Source organism: Acinetobacter johnsonii CIP 64.6, assembly GCF_000368045.1.
GTDB classification, from domain to species: domain Bacteria; phylum Pseudomonadota; class Gammaproteobacteria; order Pseudomonadales; family Moraxellaceae; genus Acinetobacter; species Acinetobacter johnsonii.
The window spans coordinates 408,380-421,822 of sequence record NZ_KB849236.1 but is presented as its reverse complement, the minus strand read 5'-3'; the positions used below and the strand labels follow the sequence as shown (position 1 = coordinate 421,822).

12 protein-coding genes, 1 tRNA gene and 1 pseudogene are annotated in these 13,443 nt (G+C 41.6%); 10 read left to right on the top strand and 4 right to left on the bottom strand.

Translation table 11 applies throughout. The features are described 5' to 3' along the window. Positions 1-5 precede the first annotated feature (5 nt). From lysA to F986_RS13030, 3 genes are all read right to left on the bottom strand, one after another. Positions 6-1,256, bottom strand: a complete 1,251-nt coding sequence (lysA, locus tag F986_RS13040) for a diaminopimelate decarboxylase (RefSeq protein WP_004695780.1) — start codon at positions 1,254-1,256, stop codon at positions 6-8. A gap of 32 nt (positions 1,257-1,288) precedes the next feature. After that, positions 1,289-1,513, bottom strand: a complete 225-nt coding sequence (locus F986_RS13035) for a hypothetical protein (protein WP_004695777.1) — start codon at positions 1,511-1,513, stop codon at positions 1,289-1,291. Positions 1,514-1,646: 133 nt separating this feature from the next. Continuing rightward, entirely contained in the window at positions 1,647-3,050 is a 1,404-nt protein-coding gene (locus F986_RS13030) for an amino acid permease (protein WP_004695775.1), read from the bottom strand. A gap of 331 nt (positions 3,051-3,381) precedes the next feature. Between F986_RS13030 and F986_RS13025 the strand changes: the two genes are divergently transcribed. The 4 genes from F986_RS13025 (at position 3,382) to F986_RS13010 (ending at position 7,945) form a co-directional block, all read left to right on the top strand. Then, positions 3,382-4,743, top strand: a complete 1,362-nt coding sequence (locus F986_RS13025; protein ID WP_004695773.1) for an alanine/glycine:cation symporter family protein — start codon at positions 3,382-3,384, stop codon at positions 4,741-4,743. A gap of 143 nt (positions 4,744-4,886) precedes the next feature. Further along, positions 4,887-6,278: a DNA repair protein RadA gene (radA, locus tag F986_RS13020; protein ID WP_004695771.1), complete on the top strand. Its 1,392-nt coding sequence runs from the start codon at positions 4,887-4,889 to the stop codon at positions 6,276-6,278. 118 nt (positions 6,279-6,396) lie between these two features. Next, on the top strand, positions 6,397-7,359 hold the full coding sequence (locus tag F986_RS13015; protein WP_004695769.1) for a Tim44 domain-containing protein: 963 nt from the start codon (positions 6,397-6,399) through the stop codon (positions 7,357-7,359). 262 nt (positions 7,360-7,621) lie between these two features. Then, on the top strand, positions 7,622-7,945 hold the full coding sequence (locus tag F986_RS13010) for a CREC-EF hand family protein (protein WP_004695767.1): 324 nt from the start codon (positions 7,622-7,624) through the stop codon (positions 7,943-7,945). Positions 7,946-8,015: 70 nt separating this feature from the next. Here F986_RS13010 and F986_RS13005 read toward each other — a convergent pair whose 3' ends face one another. Then, positions 8,016-9,197, bottom strand: coding sequence for a S1C family serine protease (locus F986_RS13005; RefSeq protein WP_004695766.1), 1,182 nt, complete (start codon positions 9,195-9,197; stop codon positions 8,016-8,018). A gap of 168 nt (positions 9,198-9,365) precedes the next feature. On the opposite strand from F986_RS13005, the gene F986_RS13000 reads away from it, so the two are divergent. From F986_RS13000 to F986_RS12975, 6 genes and pseudogenes are all read left to right on the top strand, one after another. Then, positions 9,366-10,124 carry a Nif3-like dinuclear metal center hexameric protein gene (locus F986_RS13000; protein ID WP_004695764.1) on the top strand — a complete coding sequence of 253 codons (759 nt, stop codon included), beginning with the start codon at positions 9,366-9,368 and terminating at the stop codon, positions 10,122-10,124. A 343-nt stretch (positions 10,125-10,467) separates the two neighbouring features. Then, positions 10,468-11,025 (top strand): superoxide dismutase, encoded by a 558-nt coding sequence (locus tag F986_RS12995; RefSeq protein ID WP_004695762.1) that lies wholly within the window; start codon positions 10,468-10,470, stop codon positions 11,023-11,025. 37 nt (positions 11,026-11,062) lie between these two features. Next, positions 11,063-12,207 (top strand): IS3 family transposase gene (locus F986_RS18035; RefSeq protein ID WP_115613877.1). Its coding sequence is split into 2 segments (ribosomal slippage): positions 11,063-11,327 and positions 11,327-12,207, totalling 1,146 coding nucleotides; the frame shifts between segments, so codons are not numbered across the junction. 59 nt (positions 12,208-12,266) lie between these two features. Then, positions 12,267-12,374: pseudogene (locus F986_RS18030) on the top strand (Fe-Mn family superoxide dismutase); the annotation flags it as partial. A 209-nt stretch (positions 12,375-12,583) separates the two neighbouring features. Beyond that, on the top strand, positions 12,584-13,210 hold the full coding sequence (locus F986_RS12980; RefSeq protein WP_004695759.1) for a superoxide dismutase: 627 nt from the start codon (positions 12,584-12,586) through the stop codon (positions 13,208-13,210). A gap of 144 nt (positions 13,211-13,354) precedes the next feature. Continuing rightward, a tRNA-Asn gene (locus tag F986_RS12975) sits at positions 13,355-13,430 on the top strand. Positions 13,431-13,443 lie beyond the last annotated feature (13 nt).

Below are 13,443 nucleotides of genomic sequence, written 5' to 3'. Positions count from 1 at the left end.
TTGAATTATCCTTCAGGCAATAAACGTTCTTTGTCCCAAAGCGACTCAATGGTTTCACGCTCACGAATCAAATGTGCATTTTCACCATCTACCATCACTTCAGCGGCACGACCGCGACTGTTGTAATTTGAACTCATGACAAAACCATAAGCGCCAGCACCCAATACAGCCAGTATGTCATTTTCTTTGAGTGCAAGCACACGCTCTTTACCTAAGAAATCACCTGTTTCACAAATCGCACCAACCACATCCCACTCTTTTGCCTCGACATCCGAACGCGGTGTAACGGGCTGAATATCCATCCATGCTTCATACAGTGCAGGACGAATCAAGTCGTTCATGGCTGCATCAATAATCGCAAAGTTACGGTGAATGGTCGGTTTGAGTAAATCAACTTTGGTCAGGAGCACCCCTGCATTTGCCGAAATACTACGTCCCGGTTCCATATACACTTTCAAGCCCAATTTTTCTAAAGCGGGCTTCATTGCATTGGCATATTCAAAAACGGTAGGCGGCACTTCATCTTTATAGGTCACGCCTAAACCACCACCAATATCGATGTGTTTTAACTGAATACCCATGGTTTTCAGCTGATCGATCATCAAAATCACACGATCTAGCGCATCCACAAAAGGCTGTGTTTCAGTCAGTTGGGAACCAATATGGCAGTCGATACCAATAATGTCTAAATTCGGCAGCGTTGCAGCATATTGATAGGTTTCAAACACCGTATCTGACGGAATCCCAAATTTATTTTCTTTCAAACCTGTTGAAATATAAGGATGCGTTTTCGCATCTACATCTGGATTGACACGCAATGAAATGGGTGCTTTTTTGCCGAGCTTCGCTGCAACTTTTTGAATACGATCCAGCTCTGCATGAGACTCGACATTGAAGCATGCAATACCCACTTCTAATGCTTTTTGAACATCAATCTCAGTTTTACCTAAACCCGAAAAGACAATTTTAGAAGCATCGCCACCCGCTTTTAGTACACGAGCCAATTCTCCGCCCGTCACAATATCAAAACCCGCACCGAGCTTTGCAAGGACATTCAATACCGCAATGTTTGAGTTTGACTTAACCGCAAAACAAATTTGATGATCGATAAAGTCAAAAGCACGATCCATCTCTGTAAAGTGTTTTTCAAAAGTCGCTTTTGAATAAACATACAGTGGTGTACCAAATTGCTGCGCAAGCTGTTGCAGTGAGCATTGCTCAGCATGCAAAACCCCATGATTGCGGGTAAAACTCATGAATGTATCCTTTCTATGAAGCGTTTAAGGTATTAAGGCTGATTGGTTTCAACTGAAGGTGCAGCAAACTCTTGCTTCACGGGCGCTGTATCTTCCTTTTGTGCAGACGGCTTAGATGCTGCGTCTTTATAAAGCAAATATTTCGCTCGCTTGTCGTAGTTTAGATCATTTGGCATATGTAATGTACCAGACTGACCACAACCGACGAATGCAGTACTCATCACCAAGACACTGATGCAGCAAATGACAGAACGCATCTGATCACCTATTTGATATTTTGAAGAAGTATAACCTGATCAACATGCATGACCAAACCACTAAGCGCTAAAGATTATAGTGAGTTAAAAAAAAACGCCAGTTAAAGACTGGCGTTTTTTTCAATCGTATCGATTATTTATGTTTCGGTTTGTAGAAACCAAAATAACCAATAATCAAAATGATGAACCAAATCGGACTCACCATTAAAGCTTTCATGGTATCGGCTTCTAGTGATAACACATAGATCACACCAATAAAGAAAACAATCACAAACCAACAAGTAAATAGACCACCCGGTAGTTTAAAAGTCGATTTTGCATGTAACTCTGGACGTGTTTTGTAATACACAATGTAGCTCCAGATAATCATAATCCAGACGCAGATAAACAAAATCGTCGACAGTGTAGTTGCCAAAGTAAAGGCTTCAACGGTATTTGGTACGAAGTACTGTAGTGCAGCACCTAATAGTAAACAAATTGCTGAAAAGTACAATGCATTTGCAGGAACAGCACGCTTGTTTAAATGCCCAAATGCTTTTGGCCCTTGATCTTCACGAGACAAACCAAACAACATACGCGACGTTGAAAACACACCACTGTTCATTGATGACATCACAGAAGACAATACCACCAAGTTCATGATGATTGCTGCTGCTGCAATACCCGCTTGACTGAACAAGTTCACAAAAGGCGAAACCGCCGGATCAATCACGTTCCATGGTGTCACAGACATTACAATCACTAAAGACAGCACATAGAAAACAATGATACGAATTGGAATCGAGTTCACCGCTTTAGGCAAATTCTTTTCTGGGTCTTTGGTTTCAGCAGCCGTGGTACCGACTAGCTCTACACCTACAAAGGCAAAGATCGCAATTTGGAAACCAGCAAGGAAGCCCGTCACGCCTGTTGGGAACATTCCGCCATGTGACCAAAGATGACTAAATGATGCAATTTCACCCGTTGTTGAAGTGAACCCTGTAAAGATCATCCATAAACCAACGGCAATCAACACCACAATGGCAATAATCTTAATTAGTGCAAACCAGAACTCTAGCTCACCAAACAGTTTCACCGTGACCAAGTTCAAGCCCATGATGAACACAATGGCCGCAACACTGATCATCACCCCTTCCCCAGGTGTGAACGGCATCCCTCCATTAAAGAATTGAAGGTAATAAATAATGGCTGATAAGTCCGCGATACCAATCGTGATCCAACATAACCAATAGGTCCAACCAACGAAATAGCCTGCCCACGGTCCGATCAAATCGGTAGAGAAATCGATAAACGATTTGTACTTCAAGTTAGACAGCAGTAATTCGCCAAGCGCGCGCATGACCAAAAACACCATAAAACCAATAATCATGTAAATGATTAAAATAGATGGCCCAGCGAGACTAATCGTCTTCCCCGACCCCATAAATAAACCTGTACCAATCGCACCGCCAATCGCAATGAGTTGTAAATGGCGGTTGGATAAACTCCGTTTTAAATCACCTTGTTCAGAGGTCGATTCTGTATTTTCTAAACTCATTCTTGATGTCGTCTTTTATTTCCAGTCGCCAAAATTACCCGAAAAGAACAAAAAAATAAAAATAAAATTGTATTAATCTATATTTTCAACATCTTTTGAAAGGTTAATTAATTTTTCTTATATTTAACACGACAAAGGACACGTAAAAGTTCCTGTTGAAAAAATCAGCAAAACACTTGTCAAAAATAAATTTCCGTGTAACAAATACAACAAGACTAAAAATCAATAAAAAATCGTGCAGGAAGCATGACTGTGGCATATCAATTGCTTAATAAAACTCAAAATTTTTCTAGAAATTTCAAGTTTTAAAACATAGAGGACTAAAAGAAAAATGAATACACAAAGTTTACAAACTTTTATGGAAACCATCAGTGGTTGGGTCTGGGGACCCTATATGTTGGTCCTCATTGTCGGAACAGGGATATTCCTCACATTACGCTTGTTCTTCTGGCAAATTCGCATGTTGCCTCTGGCCTTTAAACAAGTCTTTGGCAAACATGACCAAGCACATTCTCATGCAGGAGATATCTCGCACTTTGCATCCCTCATGACAGCACTCTCTGCCACCATTGGTACGGGTAATATCGCCGGTGTTGCAACCGCTTGTGTCCTTGGTGGCCCAGGTGCGGTATTTTGGATGTGGATGACAGCCCTGTTCGGTATGGCAACCAAATATGGTGAAGGCGTACTGGCAGTTAAATACCGAATCAAAAATGAAAAAGGTGAAATGTCTGGCGGTCCAATGTACTACATTGAACGCGGCCTAAAATGGAAGTGGTTAGCCCTGATTTTTGCACTATTTGGCACCTTGGCGTCTTTTGGGATTGGCAGTTCAGTGCAATCCAACACAGTTGCGCTCGCTGTTGAAAACAGTACGGGAGTTGCAACATGGATCACAGGTATCGTCATTACGGTATTCTCCGCTTTGGTTATTTTAGGCGGGATTAAATCGATTTCTAAAGCTGCTTCTTTCATCGTGCCGATTATGGCGATTGGCTATGTCCTCGGTGGCCTCATTATTATCTTCAACCATCTTGAACTCGTCATGCCTGCACTTGAACTGATCTTCCGTGACGCCTTTACTGGTGAAGCGGTAGCAGGTGGCGCAATTGGTGCTGTCATTCGTTACGGTGTCGCTCGTGGCGTCTTCTCAAATGAAGCTGGTATGGGTTCGGCGCCGATCGCCGCAGCTGCTGCAAAAACCGACCACCCTGCGCGTCAAGGCTTAGTCTCAATGACAGGTACGTTTATCGATACCATTATCGTCTGTAGTATCACAGGGATCGTTTTGGTCATGGGCTTTATTATGGCGGGCAATAGTTTTGGTGGCGAAACAGGCGCGGTATTAACCACCCATACTTTTAACCAATTACTGCCGGGTGTCGGAGGCTGGATCGTAACTTTTGGTATTGTGTTCTTCGCTTATTCCACCATTTTAGGTTGGTGCTATTACGGCGAAAAATGCTGTACTTATTTACTCGGTGAAAAGTATGTTCTGCTGTACCGTCTCATTTACATCGCGTCAGTCTTTATTGGTTGCGTAGCATCACTTGATTTAGTCTGGCTATTTGCCGACACCTTTAATGGTTTAATGGCGGTTCCAAACTTAATTGCCTTGTTATTGCTGTCGACGGTGATTGTGAAAGAGTCACGTGATTTTGTCGAAAAGCGTAAATCAGGTGAGTTGTACTAAGGCTATTTTCAAAGCACATTTTTAAAATCTTCAATAGTTAAGCCACCTTCAGGTGGCTTTTTGATTCAGAGCATTCATTTCAAATCCAATCCTCTGTATGCTGTTGAACCATCGAATACTCCAAATAGTGCATCAAATAAAGCATGGCAAAAGCAAAAAGTGTTTACCGCTGTGAACAATGTGGCGCTGACCATTCAAAATGGGCGGGTCAATGTTCTGAATGTGGAGAATGGAATAGTCTGGTTGAAGTCAATATTGCACCTGCAGTCACACATCGTGCGCAGCCCAAAATGGGGGGCGGCTATGCAGGTCAAGCTGCTGCTATTAGCACCTTAAATCAAATTTCAGTTTCACATGAGACTCGACTGGCTACAGGAATTGGTGAGTTTGATCGTGTGCTTGGGGGTGGTCTCGTCACGGGTTCCGTGGTGCTGATTGGCGGTGATCCGGGCATCGGGAAATCGACCATTTTATTGCAAACGGCAACGCATATGGCCGCGGCCAACAGTGCGGCATTGTATGTCACAGGTGAAGAATCACTCTCTCAAGTGGCTTTGCGTGCAAATCGTCTTGATCTACCCACAGATAAACTCAAAGTCATGGCTGAAACCTGTGTCGAGCGGATATGTGAAATGCTTGCCCATGAGCGTCCAGCTGTGGCAATTTTAGATTCCATTCAAACCCTGTATACCGAAACACTCCAGTCAGCGCCGGGCGGCGTTTCTCAAATTCGCGAATCTGCTGCTTTACTAACACGTTTTGCTAAAAATAGTGGCACAGCCTTGTTCATTGTCGGACACGTCACCAAAGAAGGTGCACTGGCTGGCCCGCGTGTGCTTGAACATATGGTGGACTGTGTTCTGTACTTTGAAGGTCAGTCCGACTCACGTTATCGGATGATTCGTGCCGTTAAAAATCGTTTTGGTGCAGTTAATGAACTCGGTGTTTTTGGCATGACCGATAAAGGCTTAAGAGAAGTGGCGAATCCTTCAGCCATTTTCCTAAGTCGTTATGATGAAGCCATTGCAGGCTCAATCGTGATGATCAGCCGTGAAGGCACACGTCCTCTGTTGGTTGAGGTTCAAGCTTTGGTTGATGATGCACATGGTCAACCGCGCCGAGTCGCCTTAGGTTTAGAACAAAACCGTTTAAATATGCTCTTGGCGGTGATGCATCGCCATGGTGGCGTGCAAACATCTGGACAAGATGTCTACGTCAACGTTGTCGGTGGTTTAAAAATCACGGAAACAGGCTCTGACTTGGCTGTCTTATTGGCCTGTGCATCGAGTCTGCGGGGTAAAGCGCTGCCACAACAATTGGCTGTTTTTGGTGAAGTAGGACTCTCCGGGGAAATTCGCCCAGTCCCTAATGGGCAGGAACGCTTAAAAGAAGCCATTAAACATGGTTTTAAGTACATTATTCTACCGCGAGGTAACGCACCGCAAAAAGACATTGCTGGGGTGAAGGTCATCGCTGTGGCGCGCTTACATGAGGCACTCACTGAAGCCATGAGCTTAAGTGATGAACTCAACTAAGCTAAATTCCATTCATTTAGATTTCTCATAAAATAAACACGTTTTTTATTGAAATTTAGGATGAAAGACTGCATAAAGGTAGAGTTAAAATTTATTTTTTATAGAGTAGGAAAATTTGATGGAAGTTCGACAGCGTGGTTTGATTGCTGGTTTTTTAACAGCGGCTCTTTTAGTTGCACCCTTAGCCGCAGAAGCTAAACGTGCAGGTGGTGGTAAAAGCCACGGTATGAGCCGTCAAGCTGCACCAACTCAGTCTTATCAACAACCTCGTCAAGCAACTCCAGCTCAACAACCTACCGCGCCCGCTACAGCTCCAGCTAAATCTGGTCCAGGCGTCGGTGGTATGGTTGCGGCTGGTGTAGCGGGTGCTGCAATTGGTGCTGTAGCTGCAAATGCATTGGCAGATGACAACTCTGCTTCTCAAGCGCAAGCACAGGAAGAAAAAGGTGGTATTCCGAGCTGGATTTGGATTCTTCTTGCCGCTGCTGTTGCCTTCTTCATTTTCCGTAAAATGGGCGCAAAAAAAAAAGTAGCACCTAATCCATACGCGCCAAACAATGGTTCAACTCAAGCACCGTTTGGCCAACAAGCTGCACCACGTACATCAAATGACAACAGCAATATTTTTGGTCAATCTGTAGGTGGTTCAGCTGCTACACCACAAAACAATGCACCTTTTGGCGCTGCCTATACCAATAGTGGTAGTCAGCTGCCAGACGGTACAGAACCTGCGGCTTTCTTACGTATTGCTCGTCAACGTTTTAATCATATTCAGTCGATGAACACGGCAAGTAACATTTCTGAAATTCAACGTTATTTAACACCTGATCTTTACCAGTCTATGTATCAAGATATTATGGCAAACCAAGATCAAGATGTAGCTGAGTTTTCAAACCTTAATGCGATGGTTGCGGACTCTGCGACAGAAAATGGCCAATACGTGGTTAGCGTACGTTTTACTGGTACAGTAAGTGAAGACCTCAACAGCTTACCGCAACCTTTTGCTGAAGTTTGGCACTTTGTAAAACCTGCGGGTTCTACCCAAGACTGGCTCGTTGCGGGTATCCAACAAGAAGCGTAATTTCCAGATATATAAAAACAGCGACTTCGGTTGCTGTTTTTTATTGTGCAGATTCAACAATTAAATTACGGATAAATCGCTATACAACTTTTCAATACAAAATAGCATCCACAAAAACTGAACACCTATTTCAATAAATTTCCTTACCTAATAAATTATAGTATTCATATTCAGAATTCTATTTTGCGCTTAGGCTATAGCCATATCACAAATAGTTTCGCATTTTGAACACTCTGTAAATAATGTTACTGAGAAAGAAAATATGAAAAATTTAACCATGCTTTGCATTTCACTATTTATCAGCTCCCATAGTCTCGCCTGCGAGCCAGCCTCTTTAAATTGGGAACAGTTTCATAAGACCTATGATCTAAATAAAAATAAAACCTTCGAGTTAAAAGAATTTTTAAGCGTTAAAGATTTTGACCCGCTTCCTTGGCCCGATGACAAACGCTTCCAAGCTAAAGATAAAAATTTTAAATTATTTAAATATCTAGATAAAAATAAGGATGGTAAACTGGCCGATGAAGAGCTTGGAGAAATTCATAGCTTACTCCCTAATCCTTGTGCAAATTGGCCCCCACGATAATTTCTCAATCATAAAATTCTAAGCAATAAAAAACCCTGAATAATCAGGGTTTAATATTTTTAAATAATGATTAACGTTCTGGTAATGGGATAAATTGAGAGTCCTGATTTTGCTCTTTTCTTTCCCCAACAACCACAGCAACATCTAAAGGTTTGCCATCGCGCTCAAGTGAAATCTGAATGGTGCTATTTGGCGGTTGTAGAGCCACAAAATTAATCAAATGTGAGGTTGAAGCAATCACTTCATCATTCACTTTCACAATCTTGTCGCCTTTCTTTAAACCAGCTTTTGCAGCAGGTCCCGTTTTTAACACGTCCGCGACAACCACACCTGGCCCTTTAGGCTCTAAGATATTGACTTGTTCAACAGGCAATAAACTAATACCTAGCCAACCACGTACCACACGACCGTCTTTAAGAATAGAGTTCAGTACTTGTTGGCAAATTCTTGCAGGAATGGCAAAACCAATACCTAAAGACCCACCTGACTGAGAGAAAATCGCAGTATTAACCCCAATCAAATTCCCCGCCACATCAATCAAAGCACCACCAGAATTACCAGGATTAATTGCAGCATCAGTTTGAATGAAGTCTTCATAAGTGTTAATGCCCAGGTCAGAGCGTCCTGTAGCAGAGATAATACCCTGCGTAACGGTTTGACCTACGCCAAATGGGTTGCCAATGGCCAAGACCACATCACCCACTTCGTTGCCACTGAGCTTAAAGGGTAAAACAGGCAGATTTGCCAGCTCAATTTTAATCACAGCCAAATCGGTATCGGGGTCGGTACCAATCACTTTAGCCACTGCACGACGACCATCTTGCAATGCCACAACAATTTGATCTGCTTGAGCAATCACATGGTTGTTTGTCAAAATATAACCATCAGGACGAACAATCACACCCGAACCCAAGCTGTTTTCATTTTTATTTTGGCTAAACTGATCAGGAATTTGATTGCCAAAAAATTCACGGAACGCAGGATCATTGAGTAACGGATGGTCAAGTTGTTTGACTTTTTGCGTGGTAAAAATATTTACTACTGCTGGTGCAGCCACTTTCACTGCAGCGCTATAAGAAACTACACCACCGGTACGCGTGGTGTTAATTAAAGGCTCCACCTTTTCAGCAGGCATCTTAATCCCATCGGACGCCACAGGCGCTTTTGGCTTTTGATACTGCTGCCAAGCAAAAAATCCAGCAATGACTAAAATGAGTAATACCCAAGGTAACCACGAAAAGGTCCTGCGCACGATTTCACCCTCTAAAATGTTTTAATTCATTGATGACTAAGTAATTTATGCCTATTGTAAAGCGAAATTCAAGCCGAAGCACAAAAATAAGCAAGAGTTTTGTCATGCTTTAGTTACAATAAACAATAGGTTCCGATGTAATCAATTTAAAAGAGTTTTTAAGTCGATATGGCAAAATTACAAGACATTATTCAGTGGTGTGATCAAACCCTCAAATCACCTGAGTTTAAGGACTATGCACCGAATGGCCTTCAAATTGAAGGAAAGACCGAAGTGCATAAAATTTTAGTTGCTGTGACAGCATCGCAAGATGCCATAGATGCCGCGATCCGAGAAAATGCGGATCTTTTACTGGTGCATCATGGTTATTTTTGGAAAGGTGAAGCCTACCCCATCACAGGTATGCGCGGTAAACGGATCAAGAGTCTGATTCAACATGACATTTCTTTGTTGGCATATCACCTCCCCCTCGACAGCCATCCGAGTCTTGGAAATAATGCAGCGATTGCAGATTTGCTCGAACTAGAACGTATTGAAACGCTTGACCCATCTGAGCGTCATCCTATTGGTAATATTGGTTATTTAAACCAGCCTATGCCTGTGGAAGACTTTAAAAAGTTTGTATCTGAGACATTAAAGTTTGATGTCACCCATCTTCCTGCGGACAAGACCATGATTGAAAAAGTCGGTTTTTGTACCGGTGGTGCACAAGATTTTATTGTAAAAGCCGCTGAACAAGGCTGTGATGCCTATATTTCAGGCGAAGTCAGTGAACGTACCTTCTATGAAGCCAAAGAATTAGGCATACATTATTTTGCTTGCGGACATCATGCGACTGAACGCTATGGCGTGCAACGATTAGGTCAAGCCATTTCAGAACAATTTGATATTGAATATGTTTATTTCGAGTTAAACAACCCGATCTAAGCAATCGCTGGGGTGAAACTCCTTTCATCCCAGTCCTCTCAATGCGCTTACATCACATAGCATCCAACATCACCTCCATTTAAGCAAATGACTAATTTTTAAAATATTATCCCTAGTCTTTCGTATTTTTAATTCAAAACATAGTATCAGTTCAAAAACGCTTTGCATCTCATCCTTGTTATACCTGCTGAACGTTCAACCAATATGAACAATAAAACTTCCGACGCTCCATTTTAAATTGCAAATAATAAACATATTGATTCTCATTAACATTTAAGTGGATAATAAAACTGCTTTGAAAAATCCCAATAAAACAATTTTGATGATTAAAGGAATCAAACACATGGCTTATTCTTTACCCGCTCTTCCTTATGCCTATGATGCACTCGAACCCAATATTGATGCGAAAACGATGGAAATTCACCACAGTAAACATCATCAAACCTACATCAATAACATTAATGGCGCGATTGCAGGCACAGAATGGGAGAAACTGTCTGTGGAAGATTTGGTTGCCAAAGTCAATGAAGTCCCTACTGATCTTAAAAATATGGTGATCAATAATGCAGGTGGTCATGCCAACCACTCACTGTTTTGGACAGTCATGAGTCCACAAGGTGGTGGGCAACCGACTGGAGCTGTGGCAAAAGCTATTGATGAGCAACTCGGTGGTTTTGATGCTTTTAAAGAGGCATTTACCAAAGCCGCGATTAGCCGTTTTGGCAGTGGTTGGGCATGGCTGAGCGTGACACCTGAACGCAACCTGATTGTTGAAAGTAGTGCAAATCAGGATTCCCCACTGATGCACGGTCATACCCCTATTCTCGGTTTAGATGTATGGGAACATGCGTATTATCTCAAAAGAGGTGGATCAGGAAATTTGAACAACACTTATAAGTGATATTTTGCTCCCCAAATGATGTTATAAACATCAATATATGGAGTATTTTATGGCACGTAGACCAAGAAGAAATCATTCAAATGATTTTAAAGCTAAGGTAGCACTTGCTGCGATTAAAGCAGAAAAAACACTTGCTGAATTGAGTGCTGAATTTGATGTTCATCAAAACCAAATTATCGACTGGAAAAATCAATTAATTTCAGCTTCCTCGCAAGCTTTCGATCAATCAAAAGCTCCAACAGAACCACCCATCGATCTAAAAAAACTACATGCAAAAATTGGTGAGCAAGCATTAGAAATTGATTTTTTAGAAGGTGTGTTGAAGAAACTGGGCCGCTTCAACCACAAAAGTTAATCGACGACTCACTTCAGATTTCAGTATCTAAGCAAGCTAAGCTGCTGAAAGTCTCCCGTGGTTGTTATTATTATCGCCCAAAACCTGCGAGTGCATCAGATCTGAAGCTGATGCGGTGTATGGATGAATTACATATGCAATATCCTTTTGCAGGTAGCCGTATGATGCGTGATTTGTTGAATCGTCAAGGACATCATATAGGACGACGTCATACACGTACTTTAATGAAGAAAATGGGCATTAATGCGTTATATTGCAAACCAAATTTAAGCCAGGCTAATCAAGCTCACCGCAAATATCCATATCTGCTCAAAGGATTGGCTATTCAGCGCAGTAATCAAGTGTGGTCTACGGATATAACGTATATCCCTATGGCAAAAGGCTTTGTTTATTTATGTGCTGTGATTGATTGGCATAGCCGCAAGGTACTTGCGCATAGAGTATCGATTAGTATGGAGGTTACATTTTGCATAGAAACATTAAATGAAGCTATTGAAAAATATGGTCGACCTGAAATATTTAATACAGACCAAGGCAGTCAGTTTACCAGTGATGCATTTATTGATGTATTGAAATCAAATGGCATTCAAATCAGTATGGATGGTAAAGGTCGATGGGTTGATAATGTGATGGTTGAACGATTATGGCGGAGCGTTAAATATGAAGAGGTGTATCTCAAAGCCTACAGCAATGTTTTGGATGCGAAGAAGCAATTAAACGCATATTTTGAATTTTATAATTTGAAACGACCTCATTCGAGTCTGGACAAAATGACTCCAGATGAGTTTTACTATGACCAGCTACCACAACAAAATAAGGTAGCTTAACTAGAGCAGAGTATCACTTATAAATAAGCTTTTAGTTGTTCAAACATGTGGGACCACCTCTCAAATACCAAAACCGCCGTCCTGAATATATCAATGCCTTTTATAATGTAGTCGACTGGGATGAGGTAAATCGCCGTTACCATGCTGCGTTGCAGACTAAAAATTAATTACACACCTCAATCCATCTAGAGCTTAGAGTCTTTTAAAATGAATATATTCTGTACGAAAGACTCTAACGATATCTTGTGTATTGTATATGTCTCCTTGCGAAGTTTTTTGCATATTTTGTGTATTAAAAGACTGCCCTATTGTCTATAGAATCATTTACAATAAATGCACTTAAAGTAAAACCCAGCAAATCTGCAAGGAATGAAACATGACAACCATTACTTTACCTGCACTTCCATATGGCTACGAAGATCTTGCTCCGCACATTAGCAAAGAAACTTTAGAATTCCACCACGACAAACACCACAATACTTATGTTGTTAACCTAAACAACCTAATCAAGGGTACTGACCTTGAAGGTAAAACTTTAGAAGAAATCATCACAGCTTCTGTTGGTGATACATCTAAAGCAGGTATCTTCAATAACGCAGCACAAGTTTGGAACCACACATTCTACTGGAACTGTATGGCTAAAAACGGTGGTGGTAAAGCAACAGGTGCTTTAGCTGCTAAAATTGATGAAGCGTTCGGTTCTTACGAAAAATTTGCTGAAGAATTTGCTGCTGCGGCAACAACTCAATTCGGTTCAGGTTGGGCTTGGTTAGTTGCTGACGAAGTAAATGGCAACCTTTCTATCCTTAAAACTTCGAATGCAGACACTCCACTTGCACACGGTAAAGTTGCAGTGTTAACCATTGACGTTTGGGAACATGCTTACTACATCGACTTCCGTAATGCGCGTCCTGTTTACATCAAAACTTTCCTTGAAAGCCTTGTAAACTGGGATTATGCAAACGCGAAATATGCAGGTCAAGCTGCTGGCGTTGAAAAATAAGATTTGTCTTGTTTAAAAAACCGCTCTTTTTGAGCGGTTTTTTTGTTTTTGCTGCCTAAACGCATATTTATAAAGCAAACAATTCATTTCTCAATATTTTTTGCTTGACCCATTTTCCTTTCCTCCCTAAAATGCGCATCAGATTCTCCAATAGCTCAGTCGGTAGAGCGACGGACTGTTAATCCGCAGGTCCCTGGTTCGAGCCCAGGTTGGAGAGCCACTATTCTTCCATA

Excerpts from the sequence above, each read along its gene's own strand:
- F986_RS13010 (WP_004695767.1), top strand. The coding sequence starts at position 7,622 with ATGAAAAATTTAACCATGCTTTGCATTTCACTATTTATCAGCTCCCAT.
- F986_RS13030 (WP_004695775.1), bottom strand. The coding sequence starts at position 3,050 with ATGAGTTTAGAAAATACAGAATCGACCTCTGAACAAGGTGATTTAAAA.
- F986_RS12995 (WP_004695762.1), top strand. The coding sequence starts at position 10,468 with ATGGCTTATTCTTTACCCGCTCTTCCTTATGCCTATGATGCACTCGAA.
- F986_RS13000 (WP_004695764.1), top strand. The coding sequence starts at position 9,366 with ATGGCAAAATTACAAGACATTATTCAGTGGTGTGATCAAACCCTCAAA.
- lysA (WP_004695780.1), bottom strand. The coding sequence starts at position 1,256 with ATGAGTTTTACCCGCAATCATGGGGTTTTGCATGCTGAGCAATGCTCA.
- F986_RS13035 (WP_004695777.1), bottom strand. The coding sequence starts at position 1,513 with ATGCGTTCTGTCATTTGCTGCATCAGTGTCTTGGTGATGAGTACTGCA.
- F986_RS13015 (WP_004695769.1), top strand. The coding sequence starts at position 6,397 with ATGGAAGTTCGACAGCGTGGTTTGATTGCTGGTTTTTTAACAGCGGCT.
- F986_RS12980 (WP_004695759.1), top strand. The coding sequence starts at position 12,584 with ATGACAACCATTACTTTACCTGCACTTCCATATGGCTACGAAGATCTT.
- F986_RS13025 (WP_004695773.1), top strand. The coding sequence starts at position 3,382 with ATGAATACACAAAGTTTACAAACTTTTATGGAAACCATCAGTGGTTGG.
- radA (WP_004695771.1), top strand. The coding sequence starts at position 4,887 with ATGGCAAAAGCAAAAAGTGTTTACCGCTGTGAACAATGTGGCGCTGAC.